This is a genomic window from Rhodococcus sovatensis (assembly GCF_037327425.1).
Lineage (GTDB): Bacteria > Actinomycetota > Actinomycetes > Mycobacteriales > Mycobacteriaceae > Rhodococcoides > Rhodococcoides sovatense.
Window position 1 is genome coordinate 1,931,828 of sequence record NZ_CP147846.1, and the last position, 16,329, is coordinate 1,948,156.

17 protein-coding genes are annotated in these 16,329 nt (G+C 62.2%); 16 read left to right on the top strand and 1 reads right to left on the bottom strand.

Annotation, left to right across the window (positions count from 1 at the left end; all coding sequences use genetic code 11):
* Nucleotides 1-53: 53 nt before the first annotated feature.
* The 9 genes from WDS16_RS09040 (at nt 54) to WDS16_RS09080 (ending at nt 7,644) form a co-directional block, all read left to right on the top strand.
* Nucleotides 54-815, top strand: coding sequence for a hypothetical protein (locus tag WDS16_RS09040; RefSeq protein ID WP_338892140.1), 762 nt, complete (start codon nt 54-56; stop codon nt 813-815).
* Between the two features lie 299 nt (nt 816-1,114).
* Nucleotides 1,115-1,516 carry a PaaI family thioesterase gene (locus WDS16_RS09045; protein ID WP_422395822.1) on the top strand — a complete coding sequence of 134 codons (402 nt, stop codon included), beginning with the start codon at nt 1,115-1,117 and terminating at the stop codon, nt 1,514-1,516.
* A gap of 4 nt (nt 1,517-1,520) precedes the next feature.
* A complete protein-coding gene (locus WDS16_RS09050; protein WP_422395770.1) occupies nt 1,521-2,792 on the top strand; it encodes a DUF6986 family protein in 1,272 nt (423 codons plus the stop codon).
* A 94-nt stretch (nt 2,793-2,886) separates the two neighbouring features.
* Entirely contained in the window at nt 2,887-3,519 is a 633-nt protein-coding gene (locus WDS16_RS09055; protein WP_338892143.1) for an urease subunit gamma, read from the top strand.
* Nucleotides 3,519-5,240 (top strand): urease subunit alpha, encoded by a 1,722-nt coding sequence (locus tag WDS16_RS09060; RefSeq protein WP_338892145.1) that lies wholly within the window; start codon nt 3,519-3,521, stop codon nt 5,238-5,240. The genes WDS16_RS09055 and WDS16_RS09060 overlap by 1 nt, the downstream gene beginning before the upstream one ends.
* 11 nt (nt 5,241-5,251) lie before the next feature.
* Complete coding sequence (locus tag WDS16_RS09065) at nt 5,252-5,893, top strand: urease accessory protein UreF (protein ID WP_338893309.1); 642 nt, start codon at nt 5,252-5,254, stop codon at nt 5,891-5,893.
* 35 nt (nt 5,894-5,928) lie between these two features.
* Nucleotides 5,929-6,621, top strand: a complete 693-nt coding sequence (ureG, locus tag WDS16_RS09070) for an urease accessory protein UreG (protein ID WP_338892147.1) — start codon at nt 5,929-5,931, stop codon at nt 6,619-6,621.
* Nucleotides 6,611-7,273 carry an urease accessory protein UreD gene (locus tag WDS16_RS09075; RefSeq protein ID WP_338892149.1) on the top strand — a complete coding sequence of 221 codons (663 nt, stop codon included), beginning with the start codon at nt 6,611-6,613 and terminating at the stop codon, nt 7,271-7,273. The genes ureG and WDS16_RS09075 overlap by 11 nt, the downstream gene beginning before the upstream one ends.
* Complete coding sequence (locus WDS16_RS09080; RefSeq protein ID WP_338892151.1) at nt 7,270-7,644, top strand: metalloregulator ArsR/SmtB family transcription factor; 375 nt, start codon at nt 7,270-7,272, stop codon at nt 7,642-7,644. Before WDS16_RS09075 ends, WDS16_RS09080 begins: the two co-directional genes overlap by 4 nt.
* A gap of 30 nt (nt 7,645-7,674) precedes the next feature.
* On the opposite strand, the gene WDS16_RS09085 is transcribed toward WDS16_RS09080, so the two are convergent.
* Nucleotides 7,675-9,066 (bottom strand): NAD(P)/FAD-dependent oxidoreductase, encoded by a 1,392-nt coding sequence (locus WDS16_RS09085; RefSeq protein ID WP_338892153.1) that lies wholly within the window; start codon nt 9,064-9,066, stop codon nt 7,675-7,677.
* Nucleotides 9,067-9,326: 260 nt separating this feature from the next.
* On the opposite strand from WDS16_RS09085, the gene WDS16_RS09090 reads away from it, so the two are divergent.
* From WDS16_RS09090 to WDS16_RS09120, 7 genes are all read left to right on the top strand, one after another.
* Nucleotides 9,327-11,225: a hypothetical protein gene (locus tag WDS16_RS09090; protein WP_338892155.1), complete on the top strand. Its 1,899-nt coding sequence runs from the start codon at nt 9,327-9,329 to the stop codon at nt 11,223-11,225.
* Nucleotides 11,222-11,419, top strand: a complete 198-nt coding sequence (locus WDS16_RS09095) for a hypothetical protein (protein WP_338892157.1) — start codon at nt 11,222-11,224, stop codon at nt 11,417-11,419. The genes WDS16_RS09090 and WDS16_RS09095 overlap by 4 nt, the downstream gene beginning before the upstream one ends.
* Complete coding sequence (locus WDS16_RS09100; protein ID WP_338893310.1) at nt 11,419-11,853, top strand: hypothetical protein; 435 nt, start codon at nt 11,419-11,421, stop codon at nt 11,851-11,853. Before WDS16_RS09095 ends, WDS16_RS09100 begins: the two co-directional genes overlap by 1 nt.
* Nucleotides 11,850-13,175 (top strand): hypothetical protein, encoded by a 1,326-nt coding sequence (locus WDS16_RS09105; protein ID WP_338892159.1) that lies wholly within the window; start codon nt 11,850-11,852, stop codon nt 13,173-13,175. The genes WDS16_RS09100 and WDS16_RS09105 overlap by 4 nt, the downstream gene beginning before the upstream one ends.
* Nucleotides 13,176-13,330: 155 nt before the next feature.
* A complete protein-coding gene (locus WDS16_RS09110; protein ID WP_338892161.1) occupies nt 13,331-14,365 on the top strand; it encodes a substrate-binding domain-containing protein in 1,035 nt (344 codons plus the stop codon).
* A gap of 60 nt (nt 14,366-14,425) precedes the next feature.
* Nucleotides 14,426-15,484 carry an ABC transporter permease gene (locus WDS16_RS09115; RefSeq protein WP_338892163.1) on the top strand — a complete coding sequence of 353 codons (1,059 nt, stop codon included), beginning with the start codon at nt 14,426-14,428 and terminating at the stop codon, nt 15,482-15,484.
* Between the two features lie 3 nt (nt 15,485-15,487).
* Nucleotides 15,488-16,306: an ATP-binding cassette domain-containing protein gene (locus tag WDS16_RS09120; RefSeq protein ID WP_338892164.1), complete on the top strand. Its 819-nt coding sequence runs from the start codon at nt 15,488-15,490 to the stop codon at nt 16,304-16,306.
* Nucleotides 16,307-16,329: the final 23 nt, after the last annotated feature.

Sequence of the window (16,329 nt, forward strand, 5' to 3'; positions counted from 1 at the left end):
CTATGTTGAATCGGCCCGGCGGGGTCGTCTCGTCGACGAAGGGAGTGTTCGAAGTGTCTCTTGCAACTACGACGTCCGATGCGTGGGCCGATGTGCATCGTTCGTACGGAAGCGGTCGAGAGGGAAGTCCGCTGGCGCGATCGTGCACTCGCCTGCGCTTGCTCAACCCCGACTACCCGCGGATGTACGCGGTGGCGGCGATGGCCAACGAGGGCAAACGTCGCTGGTGGCAGCTTGCGGTGGGCTTGGAAGATGGTCGGGTCGACCAGATGATCAGTCGCTCGCTCGAGGATCTCAAGGTTCCCGAGGCCGCGGCAGTTCAGGTCGCAACCGCTCTGATTCACGCGGTCGTGGGACGCGTGGCCGCACTTCTAGTGCTGGAAGCGCGTGCGTGGGATCCCGGTGTCGACAATGTGTGGATCCACATGGACAGCGACGGCGGAATCGACTGGGCGGGAGTCTCGTCGCCGCTCGTGCGCGTCGTCGACGGGGACTCGCTCTACTCTGCGCCCGGTACGGTGTCGCTTCCGTGCGAGGAGGCCTTGCTGGTATGGACTGCGCATCGCTGCATCACGTCTCTCGAGGCAATCCTGCGTTCCATCTCCGAGCGAGCTCCACTGGACAGCCGGACGTTCTGGAGTCTCGTCGGCGATTCGGTTCTGGGTGCATCCACATATATCCCTGTTCTTGCGGCCACGAATGCCACCAGTAGCGCACGACGGGGGCAGGCTCTGCTCGATGCCTTCGTTGCAGCAGGGGCGCCGGTGCGGTCGCGTCCGGCGGGCTTCGGACGACTCCGGCTACGGGCGTCGTAGCCCTTGTTCTATCAGGTAAGGCTTGCCTATACTGATTGAGGACCAACGGACCGCGCCGGAGTCCTGAGGGCTGCAGAGACTCCCGGTCCTTGCCACGGCGGGCCTCACATTCGACAGAATGTGAGGCCCGCCGATTTTTGTGAGCGGGTTCTCGTGTAGTTCTGGTCGGAGTACGTGCTGCAATCCGAACAGGTAGATCCAGGAGAACGATGAGCGACACCGAGGGGCAAAACACACCGTCGACGAGCGGCGATGCCGGGACGACAGTGACGTCGATTCCACACGCGGATCCCGCGGCCATGACGGAAATCTGCGCTCGAGGTTTCGACGGCGCGGTCGGTCTCGTATACACCGAGACGTCCGCCGACCTGGTCCGAGCAACGTGGGAAGTGACTCCCAGCCTGCATCAGCCGGCGGGAATCATGCACGGCGGTGTCCTGTGCTCGGTCGTCGAGTCGTTGGCCAGTATCGGTGCGAGCATCTGGTTGGGCGAGCGCGGCCACGTCGTCGGGGTGAACAACAACACGGACTTCCTCCGAGCGTCGAGACGCGGTCGACTCGTCGCCGAAGCTCGGCCGATCCACCGAGGTCGGACGCAGCAGCTGTGGCAGGTCGACATCACGAACGACGAAGGAAAGCACGTGGCACAGGGGAAGGTTCGGCTCGCGAATATCGTCGACACTGGATCTCTGGGACACTAGCGGAGTGAGTAGCGCACCTTTCTCGGAATCCGTTCCTGTAAGTACCCGATTGGACGATCGCGCCCGCGCACGAATCGAGGCGATTCTCGCGCCGGTCGATGCAGCGCTCGAACGCGACTTTCCCGGAGACCGGATCGGTGGGCAACCGATACACACCGTCTACGTTCCGGCATCGGCTGCGACGGTGGATATTCCGTCCGAATGGGGGCGCCAAGCGCAGTCGCTCGCCGATTCGAACGCGGAGGTGTTCGAATCGCTCGACTCGTCGGGTGTGCTGCCGACGGTTCGGCGCATACTCGCGCATACTCCGATTCAGGATCTCCGTATCGACTTCGAGGACGGGTACGGCTGGCGGGCGGACTCCATCGAAGACGACGACGCTCGCCGCGCGGGAAGAGTGTTGGCTGCACTTGCGTCGGATCCGAACGGCCCGCGTTGGTTAGGAATCAGATCCAAAGGCCTTGCGCCGCACGAACGTGCCCGCGGTTTCCGAACACTCGAACTGGTTCTGGACTCCGCCGGTGGTGTTCCCGACGGCTTTGTGTTCACCGTGCCGAAGTTGCGGGCCACAGAGCAGGTCGACGCAGTGGTGGCCTTGTGCGAGGAACTCGAGCGCGCCCATGGTCTGCCTGAACGGACTCTGAAGTTCGAGCTCCAGATCGAGAGTCCCCAGGCCATCGTCGGAAGCGACGGCACCGCGACGCTGGCCCGTGCGCTGCACTCGGCCGACGGTAGGTGCACCTCTCTGCACTACGGGACGTACGACTACAGCGCAGCATGTGGAATCACCTCCGCGCAACAGTCCCTCGCGCATCCGGTTGCCGATCATGCCAAGAACGTCATGTTGGCGGCTGCTGCGCAAACCGGCGTGTGGGTGTGTGACGGTTCGACCCAGGTGGTGCCGGCTGGTACGCAGGTCGAGGTGGAGGGTGCGATCCGACGTCACTTCGAGTTGGTGACACGGTCTCTCGAGCGTGGGTTCTATCAAGGCTGGGACATGCATCCCGCGCACCTCGCAACACGGTGGACTGCGACTTTGGCGTTTTTCAGATCCGCAATGCCGGCCGCGGCAGCGCGGGTAGCAGCGTATCTGGACAGTGCGTCCGGCGGGATGATGGACGAGCCCGCCACCGCGCAAGCTCTGGCCGGAGTCCTCGTTCGCGGACTGGACTGTGGCGCCGTGGACGAGCGCGACCTACAGACGGTGTCGAGTTCGGTCACGCGGGAAGTACTGCAGGGCCTTCTGACTCGGACGGTCGGTGGTCCGTCGACGTAGCAGTGTTCCTCTCCGCTGCTCGTGAGCCGAAACCGTGCCAGTATTACCGTTGGCGTCCGAAACGGGTACGAGTGAAGAACAGATGGAGAACCGAATGCGGCTGACTCCGCACGAGCAGGACCGACTGCTCCTCAGTTACGCAGCCGAATTGGCGCGAACACGGCGGTCGCGTGGACTACTGCTCAATCATCCCGAAGCTGTCGCGCTGATAACCGACCACCTCCTCGAAGGTGCGCGAGACGGACGATCGGTTGCCGAGCTCATGTCCACGGGCCGCGAGGTTCTGACAGCCGACGACGTCATGAGCGGAGTCCCTGAACTACTGCCGGAGGTGCAGGTCGAAGCGACGTTCCCGGATGGCACCAAACTCATCACCGTGCACCAACCGATTTCGCCGAAGCGCGGCGACGATCACCTGGTTCCCGGTGAGGTGATCACCGTCGAGGGTACGATCGAGATCAACGAAGGCGCAGACAGCGTGAGCGTCGAGGTCGTCAATACCGGCGACCGACCGGTGCAAGTCGGAAGCCATGTCCACTTCCCCCAAGCCAACGACGCGCTGTCCTACGACCGGGCCCTTGCCTACGGGCGGCGTCTGGACATTCCGGCTGGAACTGCGGTCAGGTTCGAACCCGGCATCACGATGACGGTCCGACTGGTTCCGCTCGGCGGTACCCGCGAAGTCCATGGCTTGAGCCTCACACCTCCCGGAAAGCTGGATGCCTGATGGCGAACTTGAGCCGATCTCGCTACGCGCAGTTGTTCGGACCGACCACTGGCGATCGAATTCGACTGGCCGACACCGATCTTCTCATCGAGGTCACCGAGGACAGAAGCGGTGGCCCAGGCCTGGCGGGTGAAGAAGCTGTCTTCGGAGGCGGCAAAGTCATTCGAGAGTCGATGGGGCAATCGCGGGCGACCCGGGCCGACGGTGCACCTGACACCGTCATCACCGGAGTAGTCGTCGTCGACTATTGGGGAATAATCAAGGCGGACATCGGTATTCGCGACGGTCGGATAGTTGCTCTCGGTAAGGCCGGCAACCCCGACACCATGACTGGAGTCCACCCGGATCTGGTGATCGGACCATCCACCGAGATCATCGCGGGCAACGGGAAGATCCTCACGGCAGGCGGCATAGACTGCCACGTACACCTCATCTGCCCACAGATCATGGAAGAAGCTCTCGGGGGTGGAATAACGACGATCATCGGCGGTGGAACCGGGCCGGCCGAGGGCAGCAAAGCCACCACGGTGACGCCGGGTGCCTGGCACCTCGCGCGCATGTTCGAAGCGCTCGACGACTGGCCGATGAACATCGTCCTCCTCGGCAAGGGCAACACCGTCAGCAGCGACTCGATGTGGGAGCAACTACGCGCCGGTGCATCGGGTTTCAAACTGCACGAAGATTGGGGTTCGACCCCGGCGGCGATCGATGCGTGCCTCCGAGTATGTGAGGACGCCGGTGTCCAGGCCGCGTTGCATTCGGACACGCTCAATGAAGCAGGGTTCGTCGAGAGCACCCTCGGAGCAATCGCAGGCCGTGGGATCCACGCCTATCACACCGAGGGAGCGGGCGGTGGGCACGCGCCGGACATCATCACTGTCGCGTCGTACGGGCATATTCTGCCGAGTTCGACGAACCCGACCCGGCCACACACAGTCAACACTCTCGATGAACACTTGGACATGCTGATGGTGTGCCACCATCTCAGCCCGTCGATTCCGGAGGACCTCGCCTTCGCCGAGAGTCGGATCCGCCCGTCGACCATCGCTGCCGAGGATCTTCTCCACGACATGGGAGCGATCTCGATGATCGGCAGTGACGCTCAGGCGATGGGCAGGATCGGGGAAGTAGTACTCCGAACATGGCAGACCGCGCACGTGATGAAGAAGCGGCGTGGGCTGTTGTCAGGGGACGTACATGCCGACAACAACCGAGTCAGACGGTACATCGCCAAGTACACGATCTGCCCCGCGGTGGCGCACGGTTTGGACCACGAGGTCGGCTCGGTGGAGCCGGGCAAGCTTGCCGATTTGGTGCTGTGGGACCCAGCGTTCTTCGGAGTGCGGCCCCATGCGGTCATCAAAGGCGGCATGATTGCGTGGGCACAGATGGGTGACGCCAACGCATCCATACCGACCCCTCAGCCGGAGCTACCGAGACCGATGTTCGGAGCCTCCGCCAAAGCTGCAGCCGCAACGTCTGTCCACTTCGTCGCTCCGCAGGCGATCGAGGATGGACTGGCCGACCGGTTGAACTGCGATAGGCGTCTGGTCGCAGTCGGGAACGTACGTTCGGTCGGCAAGGCCGAGATGCCACTGAACGATGCGCAGCCCCGGATCGAGGTCGATCCGGACTCCTTCACCGTCAAGATCGATGGTGAAGTCTGGGCGGAACAACCAGCAACCGAGCTACCCATGGCGCAGAGGTACTTCCTCTTTTGAGCGCCGTCGTAATGCGGGTTTCCACCGTCTTGTCGTTGGCTGACTCCCGGTTGCCGACCGGAGGACACGTTCATTCCGGCGGCGTCGAGGAAGCGATCGAGCAGGGTCTCGTTCGAGACATCCCGACTGTGGAAGCGTTCTTGACTCGTCGAGTCCGCACAAGCGGCGCGGTCGCGGCCTCGGTCGCGGCGGCAGTATGCGAGTCGATGATCGACATCGACGCCGCCGACGCCGAGTGCGACGCACGAACCCCGTCACCGGCCTCCCGTGCGGCATCCAGAGCGCAGGGGAGAGGACTACTTCGCCTCGCACGCGCAAGTTGGCCGGAATTCGATTGGACACAGGTTGCTGCCAGACCGCACCTGGCCGTCGTCGCCGGGATCGTCGGACGGGTCGCCGACCTGTCCGCTCAGGATCTGGCGTCGGTTCAGATCTACACGGCGATGACGGGCTCCGCGATCGCCGCGCAGAGACTCCTTGCGCTGGATCCATCGGATGTCGCCGCGTGCACCCTGCGACTGGCCCAGACCTGCGACGAGGTGGCCGATCTGGTATGCGCGGGCCTGCCGAAGCTGGTCGACCTGTCTGATCCACTGCTCGACGTCCTGGCCGAGTCCCACGCACAGCGCGACCGCCCCCTGTTCGTATCCTGACATCAACGCACAATCGATCTCGAAAGGCGATACCTATGCCTCCGCATCTCATCGATGGAGAGCCGCACGATCACAGCCTCGACCGGCCGAAGCGCAGTCGAATCCCAGGCGAGGCTCTTCGTGTCGGCATCGGCGGGCCGGTCGGTTCGGGTAAGACCGCGTTGGTGGCGGCGCTGTGTCGTGAACTCCGAGAAGAGCTTTCACTCGGTGTCCTGACGAACGACATCTACACGACCGAGGATGCAGACTTTCTGCGCAGGCACGCGGTGCTACCCGACGAGCGCATCACGGCGGTGCAGACAGGTGGGTGCCCCCACACCGCGATCCGTGACGACATCACCGCCAATCTCGACGCCATCGACGACCTCGTCGACGGAAATCCACCACTGGATTTGATTTTGGTGGAGTCGGGCGGCGACAACCTGACGGCAACCTTCTCCTCGGGCCTCATCGACGTGCAGATCTTCGTCGTCGACGTTGCAGGCGGAGACAAGGTCCCAAGGAAAGGTGGACCGGGTGTGACGTTCTCGGACCTGTTGGTGATCAACAAGACCGATCTTGCACCGTACGTCGGGGCCGACCTCACCGTGATGGAGAACGATGCGCGCAAGGTACGCGACGGACGTCCGACAGCGCTGATCTCGTTGACCGAAGACCCGGCCGCAACCCAGGTACTGGAATGGGTTCGTACTCAGTTGAAGGAGACGGCCGCGGCCGATGCGCACTGAGCTCACCATCGTGGCGAGCGCGAACCGGAGTCCGCGCATCATGTCCTCAGGTGGGCTCTCGGGCCGACTCACCGGACCGGACACGGTGCATATGATCGGAACTGCCGCAACCCCATTGGGCGGCGATACTCTGATCATCGACGTCGTGGTAGGTGCAGATGCTCGGTTGTGCGTTCACAGCGTTGCAGCAACGCTGGCTCTGCCGAGCGCAGTTCGCCGGGATTCGTCCTCGCGGTGGTCGTTTCACGTCGAGGAGGGCGGGTCGTTGATCTTCGATCCGCAGCCGATGATCGTCGCCTCGGACGCCATCCATCACTCGGTGACGACGATCGAGTTCGCAGCTTCGGCGACCATCGCGTTCTCCGAGCGTGTTCAGATCGGCCGCGCAGGGGAGGACGCCGGCAGGTGGTGTGGCACGACCAACGCCGATATCGACGGTCGGCCACACTTGCGCCACCGTCTGGAGCTAGGTACGGGAACGGTTGGCCACGACGTGTTGTCTGCCCCTATGGCGCTGTCCAGCACGCTGACGTATCCGGACGACAGGGAACCGGCAACGAGTCGGTCGTCGGTTCGACTGCCCCTCGCTCTAGGCGGAAGCCTCTTTACATCGACCGGTACTCGACTGGACGCGTTAGCGTGGCAGGCATGACGAAGCCGAACTCCGATGGTTCTCCCATGGATGCGTTCGATCCCGAGCACGTCGCGCAGGCGCGTGCCGCCCTGGATGCGGTGGACGATCTCGGTGACTGGGTCCAGCGGTTCGACCTGCTCGGAGACCCCACCAGGCTCCGTATTCTGCTGTGCATGCACCGAGCACCCGGCATCTGTGTCACGGATTTGTCGTTCGCACTCGGCATGACTGCGACGTCGGTGTCGCACGCGCTGCGATTGCTACGGAACGAGGGATGGGTTGCGGTCCAGCGCGACGGAAAAAAGATGACCTACCGTCTCGACGACGAGATCGTTCACCGCATGCTGCACGAACTCGGCGCCACCCATGCACATCACGTGCACGAATGACGCCGAGTCGTCGACTGTCTTCTCAGCGGTTCAGCCCGCTGCTTTTGCTCGCTGATCGTCGTCGTCGGTGCTTGTTGCTTCGCGCGCTTCCAGCGAGTTGAGTTGCTCGATGGCCAGCCTCGCGAACACCTGCTGCTCGGTCGACGCCATCTGAGCGCGTCCGCGTCCGAGGAAGGTCACGAACCACGAGATCACGGTGGTGATGCGGCTGCGGTAACCGACCAGGTAGTAAAGGTGGAGCGCAAGCCACATCAACCACGCGATGAAGCCGCCGAACTCGAGTTTGCCGACCTTTGCGACCGCGTTGAAACGCGACACGGTGGCCATGGACCCCTTGTCGAAATACTTGAACGGCTGCCGCTGTGCCGGGTCTTCGCCCTTCAGCGTGGCCTTGATCTGCTTGGCTGCATATGTTGCGCCCTGGATCGCACCCTGCGCCATTCCCGGTACATCCTTGACCAGCATGAGGTCGCCGACAACGAAGACGTTGGGGTGACCTTTGACGGTCAGGTCGGGCTCGACGATGACACGTCCTGCCCGGTCGGTCTCGGTGCCGGACTGATCGGCGAGTTGCTTGCCCAGCGGGCTTCCCTGGACACCGGCAGACCACACCTTGCACTGTGCTTCGATGCGGCGTGTGGTGCCGTCTTTCTCCTTGACGGTGAGGCCGTCGTTGTCCACATCGGTGACCATCGCGTTGAGCTGAATCTCCACGCCCAGCTTCTCGAGGCGAGCTGCAGCTTTCTTGCCGAGCTTTTCACCCATCGGGGGGAGTACGGCCGGAGCTGCGTCGAGGAGGATCACTCGTGCATCGCGAGGATCGATGTTGCGGAACGCTCCGTCCAATGTTCGGTCGGCGAGCTCGGCGATCTGACCTGCGAGCTCCACTCCGGTCGGCCCGGCCCCGACGACCACGAACGTCATCAGGCGGTCGCGCTCTTCCTGGTCGTCGGACAGTTCCGCCTGTTCGAACGCGCCGAGAATGCGGCCGCGAAGCTCGAGGGCGTCGTCGATCGTCTTCATGCCCGGTGCGAACTCGGCGAAGTGGTCGTTGCCGAAATAGGACTGTTGTGCCCCAGCTGCGACGATGAGGCTGTCGAACGGTGTGACCGTTATCCGCTCGAGGAGCTTCGAGGTCACCGTCTTCGTAGTCAGGTCGATATTCAGTACCTCACCCATGAGCACTTCGGCGTTCTTCTGCTTGCGCAGGATGACCCTCGTCGTCGGCGCGATTTCGCCGACGGACAATATGCCGGTTGCGACCTGGTAAAGGAGTGGCTGAAAGAGATGGTGCGTGGTCTTGGCGACCAGAGTGATGTCGACGTCGGCCTTTTTCAGGGCCTTGACACCGAACAGACCTCCGAACCCGGAACCGATGACAACGACACGGTGACGCTTCGATTCGACCGGTTGGATGCTCATTACCCGCTCCCTTGAAGATTGAGATGTAGCTGCAACGGTAGTCGTCGTGGTTCCAGGTGTCTTCGCAAGGTTCCCGTGGCGCGGGCTCTCCGGTTGTGCGCGCGGTGTGCACCAGCGTTGACCTGCGCGGGTTCGCGAGAGGGTGGAGTGTGCCCCAGCCGGGCGTCGAGTCGAGCTCTCTGTATCGCTTCAGAGATTGTGTCCGGAACGTTTCGGGCAAAGGCTGGTAATTCGGACACCGCGAGTTCATACTCTGAACCATGTTCGAGATACATGTTACTGCGGGTAACCACAACGCGGCGTTCGAAGTCGCTGCCCAGGAAAGCGGCGGGCAGGGTGGTGGGGCTGCGCTCGATCAAGTTTTTGGCATGAGTGCCGCGGCCGGTGTGATCTCTCTGGGTTTGCTGTACCTGGCCTTTCTTCACCGTACTCGCCGGATCACCTGGCTGGGTCGACTTGCAGACTTCGCGGGCTCGAAGACGAATCTTCCCGGTTGGGCCGCGCTGCCGCTCGTACTGTTCATCTCGACGATTCTGACAGCGTTCCTAGGTTTCATCTGGGACGTGAGCCTGCATATCGGACGCGGGCGTGACGAGGGTCCGCTGGCAAATCCTGCCCACTACTTCATCCTGGTGGGATTGTTCTTCCTGTTCATCGCCGGCGCGCTCTCGATGATTCTGCCTCTGGACGAGAAACCTGGACGAGCCGCCATCAAACTGACCAGGACCTGGTACGTCCCGACCGGTGGAATTCTCATCGCCGGAGCGGGTCTGTACGCGTTGATCGGATTTCCACTGGACGACATCTGGCATCGCATCTTCGGCCAAGACGTCACCCTCTGGGGTCCGACCCACCTCATGCTTATCGGCGGTGCAGGACTATCGCTCATCGGAGTGATCCTGCTGGAACACGAGGGCCGTATCGCGATGGCCTCCGACACGGAAGGGCCCGATCCCCGCTGGACCCGAAGCCCCATTCTGACCTGGATGATCCGTGGATCGGCCTTCGGTGGTCTTCTGATCGGCCTGTCGGTGTTCCAGATCGAATTCGACTTCGGCGTAGAGCAGTTCCAGTTGATCTTTCAGCCGATGCTCATCGTCGGAGCAGGCGCGTTCGCTCTCGTCGCCGCACGGCTCATGGTCGGACGAGGCGCCGCTCTCTTCGCCGTCGCATTCGCTGCAATCGTCCGTGAGATCACTGCCCTGCTCGTCGGTCCGATCTTCGGCGAGCCACACAACGTGTTCGCCCTCTACCTCGGCGCCGCAGTCGTCGTGGAGGTCATCGCCTTGACTCCCCTCGCCAAGCGGAGACTCGCGTTCGGCGCGATTGCAGGTCTTGGTGTCGGCACAGTCGGTGTCTGGGGAGAATCGCTGTGGATCGACGCTGTCTACCTGTTCCCGTGGACTTCGAGCATGTGGCTGGACACGCTGTGGATGACCGTCCCGGTGGGCATCACCACCGGTCTCTGCGCAGGTCTGTTCGCGCAGGCGTTGAGCGGCGACGGGCTTCCCCGTCCAGCAATCAGACGCGCGGTGGTTGTCGTGATGCTCCTGGCCCTCGGCGGCACCGTCGCCAATGGTCTTACCTTCGCGGTCCCCGTCGACGCGACGGCCTCTGTCCGGCTGGAGGAAGCAGCGTCGGTCGACGGATTCCGAATGGTGACGGCCGAGGTCACCATCGACCCGCCGACGCTGGTGAGCGACGATCCGGAATGGGTGTCGATCCTGGCTTGGCAGGGTGGAGGAGAGACGTTGCGCGGCCTTGTGGTCGACAGGCTCGAACGGACCGGCGAGGGAACCTACCGGTCGACGAAGGCGGTTCCGGTCGACGGGACGTGGAAGACGGTTCTGCGAATCCATGACGGGCGCACCCTTACTGCAGCACCCATCTTCATGGCAGCCGACGAGGGAATCGGCGCCGAGGAGGTGTCGGCCGAACCGTCGTTCACTCGCGATCTGGTCTCGGAGATCACGTTGCTTCAGCGTGAGCGGAACTTCGATCATCCAACCTGGTTGTTCGCCGCCGCATCGTTGGTCGTTCTAGTGTGCACCCTGCTGCTGGTGTGGGCACTGTCCTGGGGCACCGTGCGCATTTCGGGTGTAACGCCCCGAGATGCGTTGCGCAACAACGCGAATACCAAGGTTCCGAGTAGAACGTGACTCCTTCGGACAATGTTGTCTATCTAGCCGACCACTCCGTCGTCCTCGCTCTTCCCGCCTTGGTGCCGGCATTCGTGATCGTCGGCGTCGTGCTGTTCGTCGTGGCGCGTGATCGCCGTGCCGAACGGAACGACGGGACAGCGAGTGACTCCGACTCCGACGGGCTCGACCCGTCGAACCAGGAGGAATCGTGATGAAATCCCGCTCGAAAGTCGCTGCACTGAGTGTGACCCTGAGTGCGGCAATGCTCTGTGTCACGCTCGCGTGCTCCACGGACGCAAAACCTGAAGCGCAACAGAGCATCGAATCGTCTGCTCCGCAGGGCGCTGCTGCGTCCTCGGTGGCGGAAGAGGAGTCGGACGCACTGTCGATCGACGTGCAGATCTCCGGCGGTTCCGTCACTCCCACCAACGAGCGTATCGAGGCAGTAGTCGGCGAGACGATCACGGTGCGCATCGACAGTGACGTCGCCGACGAACTCCACGTGCACTCGGTGCCCGACCACTCGTTCGCCGTCGAGGCCGCAGCGGGCCAGTCGTTCGAGTTCGTCGTCGACGTACCAGGCACGGTTGCACTGGAGCTACACGACGCCGGGAAGACTGTCGCGACTCTCCTCGTCAGGCCGTGATACTGGCACACGGACTCGGCGGATCGACCGACCTGCCGATCCCGGCCACATACGTCCTCATCGGCGGTGCGTGGGCGCTGTCGATTTCCTTCGCGGTCCTGATGTTCGCCTGGCGCACACCACGACTGGACCCGTCCCACCGTTGGGTCACCGTGTCGCAGCGGATCGTCGGCGTCGTCGACGCCGCTCCTGTGCGGCTTGCGCTCCGCATGGTCGTCCTGGCATTCGCCGTGTACGTGACCGGTGCAGCGGTCGCAGGTCCGAACGACTCGACGAACGTGCTCCCGGGCGTGTTCTACGTCCTGCTCTGGGTCGGACTTCCCGTGGTGTCGATACTGTTCGGCCCGGTGTGGCGAATAGTGTCTCCATTGCGGACACTCCGGCTTGGAGTGTGCTCCGTCCTCGGCCGGCCCTCGTCGCGGGGTCTGCTCGAGTACCCGGAACGCCTCGGTTGCTGGCCCGTAGTCCTGGGGTTGTTTGCTTTCGTCTGGCTGGAGCTGGCCTACGGCGATCCGGGTTCTCTCACGGCGATACGACTGTGGTGCAGCGCGTATGTCGCGATCATGGTCATCGGGTCGATTATGTTCGGCGATCGGTGGTTCGAGTGCGCCGACCCGTTCGAAAAGTTCAGCGACACGGTGGCGACGATGGCAGTTCTCGCCCGCAGTGGTGACAGGTCTCTTGTCTTGCGCAATCCACTCGACGGTCTCCGAACGTTACCGGTCCTGCCCGGAACCGTTGCGGTCGTTGCTGTCCTGCTGGGTTCAACCGCGTTCGACAGTGCATCGCAGATACCCGCGTGGCGAAATCTGGTTGATTCGATGGCGTCGACGAACGCCGGTGCAACGGTGTGGCGGACGGGAGGACTGATTCTGCTCATCTCGTTCGTCGGGCTTTCCTTCTGGCTCGCATGCCGTGCAACCGGGGGAGTGAGCAAGTCGGCCCGCGCGCAATTGCCCGGCGCGCTTGCGCATTCGCTGGTTCCCATTGCGGTCGGTTACGTTCTTGCGCACTACTTCACCTACTTGGTCGAGAAGGGCCAAGGGACCGTGATTCTGTTGGCCGATCCGCTCGACCACGGGTGGAATCTTGTTGGCCAGCAGGGCTGGGAAGTGTCCTACGCTCTCTCGGAGCACCCAGGGTGGGTCGCGGCCATCAAGGTGATGTGTGTGCTGACAGGCCATGTGCTCGGTGTCGTCGCTGCACACGACGCGTCGCTCCGCCTTCTACCTGCCGGTCATCGACTCACCGGTCAATTGGCGCTGATGGTTCTGATGGTCTTTTTCACGTTCGGTGGCCTGTTTCTCTTGTTCGGAGGGTAGACGAGTCGGCGTCCGGTGCTTCAGCGCAAATGGTCAATCTTCTTAATGTCAGGACAAATGCTTGACATTGCTTGTGATGTGGATTACATATTGATCGCGAGATCGATTGATTCATCACCGGTCCATCCGGGGTCCGGCGTCGAGAAAGAAGATTGATGACACATCACACGAGTCATGGCACAGGTCGCGCTGCGTCGCGTCGTAGGCTTCGGACCGGTGCAGCCCTCGGGCTTGCGCTTTGTGCAACTGTGGCCGCCGGCTGCTCGAGCACTGGCGGCGCGCCCGAGAGCTCGGACGAGGGTTCGGGCGCCGGCACTGCTGACACACCTCGTGCCACGATCGCGATGATCACTCACGAGGTACCCGGTGATACCTTCTGGGACCTGATCCGTAAGGGCGCCGAGGCCGCAGCAGCAAAGGACAACATCGAACTGCGCTACTCTGCCGATCCCGAGGCGCCGAACCAGGCCAACCTCGTACAGAGCGCGATCGATTCCAAGGTCGACGGCATCGCCATCACTCTCGCGAAGCCCGACGCTATGGCGCCGGCCGTGGAAGCTGCGACGGCCGCAGGGATCCCCGTCGTCGCATTCAATTCCGGGTACGACTCGTGGAAAGACCAGGGTGTCCAGCAGTACTTCGGCCAGGATGAGACCATTGCCGGTGAAGCAGCAGGTGCTCGCCTGACCACTGATGGTGCGAAGAAGACTCTGTGCATCATTCAGGAACAGGGCCAGGTAGCGTTGGAATCTCGTTGTGCAGGTGTGACAAAGGGGTTCACCGGGGGCAGCACCGAGATTCTGAACGTCAACAGCAAGGACATGCCGTCGGTGGAGGCCACGATCACCGCGAAACTGCAACAGGATCCGAGCATCGATCACATCGTCGCACTCGGCGCTCCGATCGCGCTGACAGCTGTGCAGTCCAAGGCGAACGCAGGCAGCGACGCCACGGTTGTCACCTTCGACACCAACTCTGCACTCGTCGACGCCATCAAGTCCGGTGACGTCGCGTGGGCAATCGACCAGCAGCCTTACCTGCAGGGCTACCTCGCGGTGGATTCGCTGTGGCTGTACCTGAACAACGGCAACACCATCGGTGGCGGTACTCCGGTTCTGACCGGTCCGGCGTTCATCGATTCGTCCAATATCGACGCCATCGCCGACTACGCCCAGAACGGAACTCGCTAGGACAGCGGACGGTCCGCCCGCCCGGGCAAGACCGTCCGCATTCCGCACGGAAGGATTGTCATGAGTACACAGGCCGATCTGGATCTGTCGAAACACACCGTCGTCGCCGATGAGCGGGTCAAGAAGCAGAAGCCGTTGCAGCGGTTGTTGATCAGACCAGAAATCGGCGCATTGTTCGGTGCGATCGTGATCTTCGTCTTCTTCTGTATCGTTGCACCACCGTTCCGGTCTCCTGAAGCGCTCGCGACGGTGCTCTACGCATCATCGACGATCGGGATCATGGCCATCGGGGTGTCGTTGCTGATGATCGGTGGTGAATTCGACCTCTCCACCGGCGTCGCGGTTACTTTCTCCTCGATCATGGCCTCGATGATTGCCTACAACTTGCACCTCAATGTCTGGCTCGGCTCCGCGCTGGCGTTGGTACTTGCACTGGGGGTTGGATTCTTCAACGGCTATCTGGTCATGAAGACGAAGATTCCCTCGTTCCTGATCACCTTGTCGACATTTCTGATGCTCACCGGCATCAACCTTGCAGTCACCAAGCTCGTCACCGGTCAGGTTGCGACACAATCCATTTCGGATATGCAGGGGTTCGATTCGGCGAAGAGAGTATTCGCCTCGTCGTTCCAGATCGGAAACGTATCCATCCGCATCACGGTTCTCTGGTGGCTGTTGTTCACTGCCATCTCCACCTACGTGCTGATGAAGACGAAGATCGGAAACTGGATCTTCGCCGTCGGTGGCAACCAGGACTCGGCTCGTGCGATCGGTGTTCCGGTCACCAAGGTCAAGATCGGGTTGTTCATGTTCGTGGGGTTCTGTGCCTGGTTCGTGGGCATGCACCTGTTGTTCGCGTTCAACACAGTCCAGTCCGGGCAGGGTGTGGGTAACGAGTTCCTCTACATCATCGCCGCTGTCATCGGTGGTTGCTTGCTCACCGGTGGGTATGGCACCACTGTCGGTGCGATGATCGGTGCTTTCATCTTCGGTATGGCCAATCAGGGCATCGTCTATGCCGGCTGGAATCCGGATTGGTTCAAGTTCTTCCTCGGCGCGATGCTGCTCTTCGCGGTCATCGCCAACAACAGCTTCCGTTCCTACGCGGCGAAAAGGTGACTGATGACTACGCATGCTGAAACACCGGTAGATCCCGCACCGTCGGGCGGAGGCAAGACTCCGCTGATCGAGCTGAAGAACGTCGGAAAGTCCTACGGCAACATCATTGCGCTGTCGGGAATCAACTTGCGTGTCGGCGCGGGGGAGGTGACCGGAGTGCTCGGCGACAACGGTGCAGGCAAGTCCACGTTGATCAAGATCATGGCCGGGTTGCATCAGCAGAGCGAAGGTGAGCTGCTCGTCGACGGAGCCGACACGAAGTTCGATTCCCCCAAAGATGCTCTCGGCAAAGGCATCGCGACGGTGTACCAGGATCTTGCGGTGGTGTCGTTGATGCCGGTGTGGCGCAACTTCTTCCTCGGTCAGGAGCTGCAGAAGAAGGGCCTGTTCAAGTCGTTGGACGTGAACGCGATGCGGGCAACGACCATCGAGGAGCTACACAAGATGGGCATCGACCTACCCGATGTCGATGCTCCGATCGGGTCGCTGTCCGGTGGTCAGCGTCAGTGTGTGGCGATTGCCCGAGCGATTTTCTTCGGTGCGCGTGTGTTGATTCTGGATGAGCCGACGGCAGCGTTGGGTGTCAAGCAGTCCGGGATGGTGTTGCGATACATCTCGGCGGCGAAAGAGCAAGGTTTCGGGGTCGTGTTCATCACCCACAACCCGCACCATGCGTACATGGTCGGAGACCATTTCGTGCTGCTGAATCGTGGGCGACAGAAGCTGGACTGCACGTACGACGAGATCAGCCTCGACGATCTGACCAAGGAAATGGCGGGCGGGGACGAACTCGAAACCCTCACCCATGAACTGCGTCGCTGACCGCAGTTCCGCCGCCCGTGCGT

Excerpts from the sequence above, each read along its gene's own strand:
- WDS16_RS09100 (WP_338893310.1), top strand. The coding sequence starts at position 11,419 with ATGAAATCCCGCTCGAAAGTCGCTGCACTGAGTGTGACCCTGAGTGCG.
- WDS16_RS09060 (WP_338892145.1), top strand. The coding sequence starts at position 3,519 with ATGGCGAACTTGAGCCGATCTCGCTACGCGCAGTTGTTCGGACCGACC.
- ureG (WP_338892147.1), top strand. The coding sequence starts at position 5,929 with ATGCCTCCGCATCTCATCGATGGAGAGCCGCACGATCACAGCCTCGAC.
- WDS16_RS09090 (WP_338892155.1), top strand. The coding sequence starts at position 9,327 with ATGTTCGAGATACATGTTACTGCGGGTAACCACAACGCGGCGTTCGAA.
- WDS16_RS09110 (WP_338892161.1), top strand. The coding sequence starts at position 13,331 with ATGACACATCACACGAGTCATGGCACAGGTCGCGCTGCGTCGCGTCGT.
- WDS16_RS09120 (WP_338892164.1), top strand. The coding sequence starts at position 15,488 with ATGACTACGCATGCTGAAACACCGGTAGATCCCGCACCGTCGGGCGGA.
- WDS16_RS09065 (WP_338893309.1), top strand. The coding sequence starts at position 5,252 with ATGCGGGTTTCCACCGTCTTGTCGTTGGCTGACTCCCGGTTGCCGACC.
- WDS16_RS09085 (WP_338892153.1), bottom strand. The coding sequence starts at position 9,066 with ATGAGCATCCAACCGGTCGAATCGAAGCGTCACCGTGTCGTTGTCATC.
- WDS16_RS09075 (WP_338892149.1), top strand. The coding sequence starts at position 6,611 with ATGCGCACTGAGCTCACCATCGTGGCGAGCGCGAACCGGAGTCCGCGC.
- WDS16_RS09080 (WP_338892151.1), top strand. The coding sequence starts at position 7,270 with ATGACGAAGCCGAACTCCGATGGTTCTCCCATGGATGCGTTCGATCCC.
- WDS16_RS09055 (WP_338892143.1), top strand. The coding sequence starts at position 2,887 with ATGCGGCTGACTCCGCACGAGCAGGACCGACTGCTCCTCAGTTACGCA.
- WDS16_RS09045 (WP_422395822.1), top strand. The coding sequence starts at position 1,115 with ATGACGGAAATCTGCGCTCGAGGTTTCGACGGCGCGGTCGGTCTCGTA.
- WDS16_RS09115 (WP_338892163.1), top strand. The coding sequence starts at position 14,426 with ATGAGTACACAGGCCGATCTGGATCTGTCGAAACACACCGTCGTCGCC.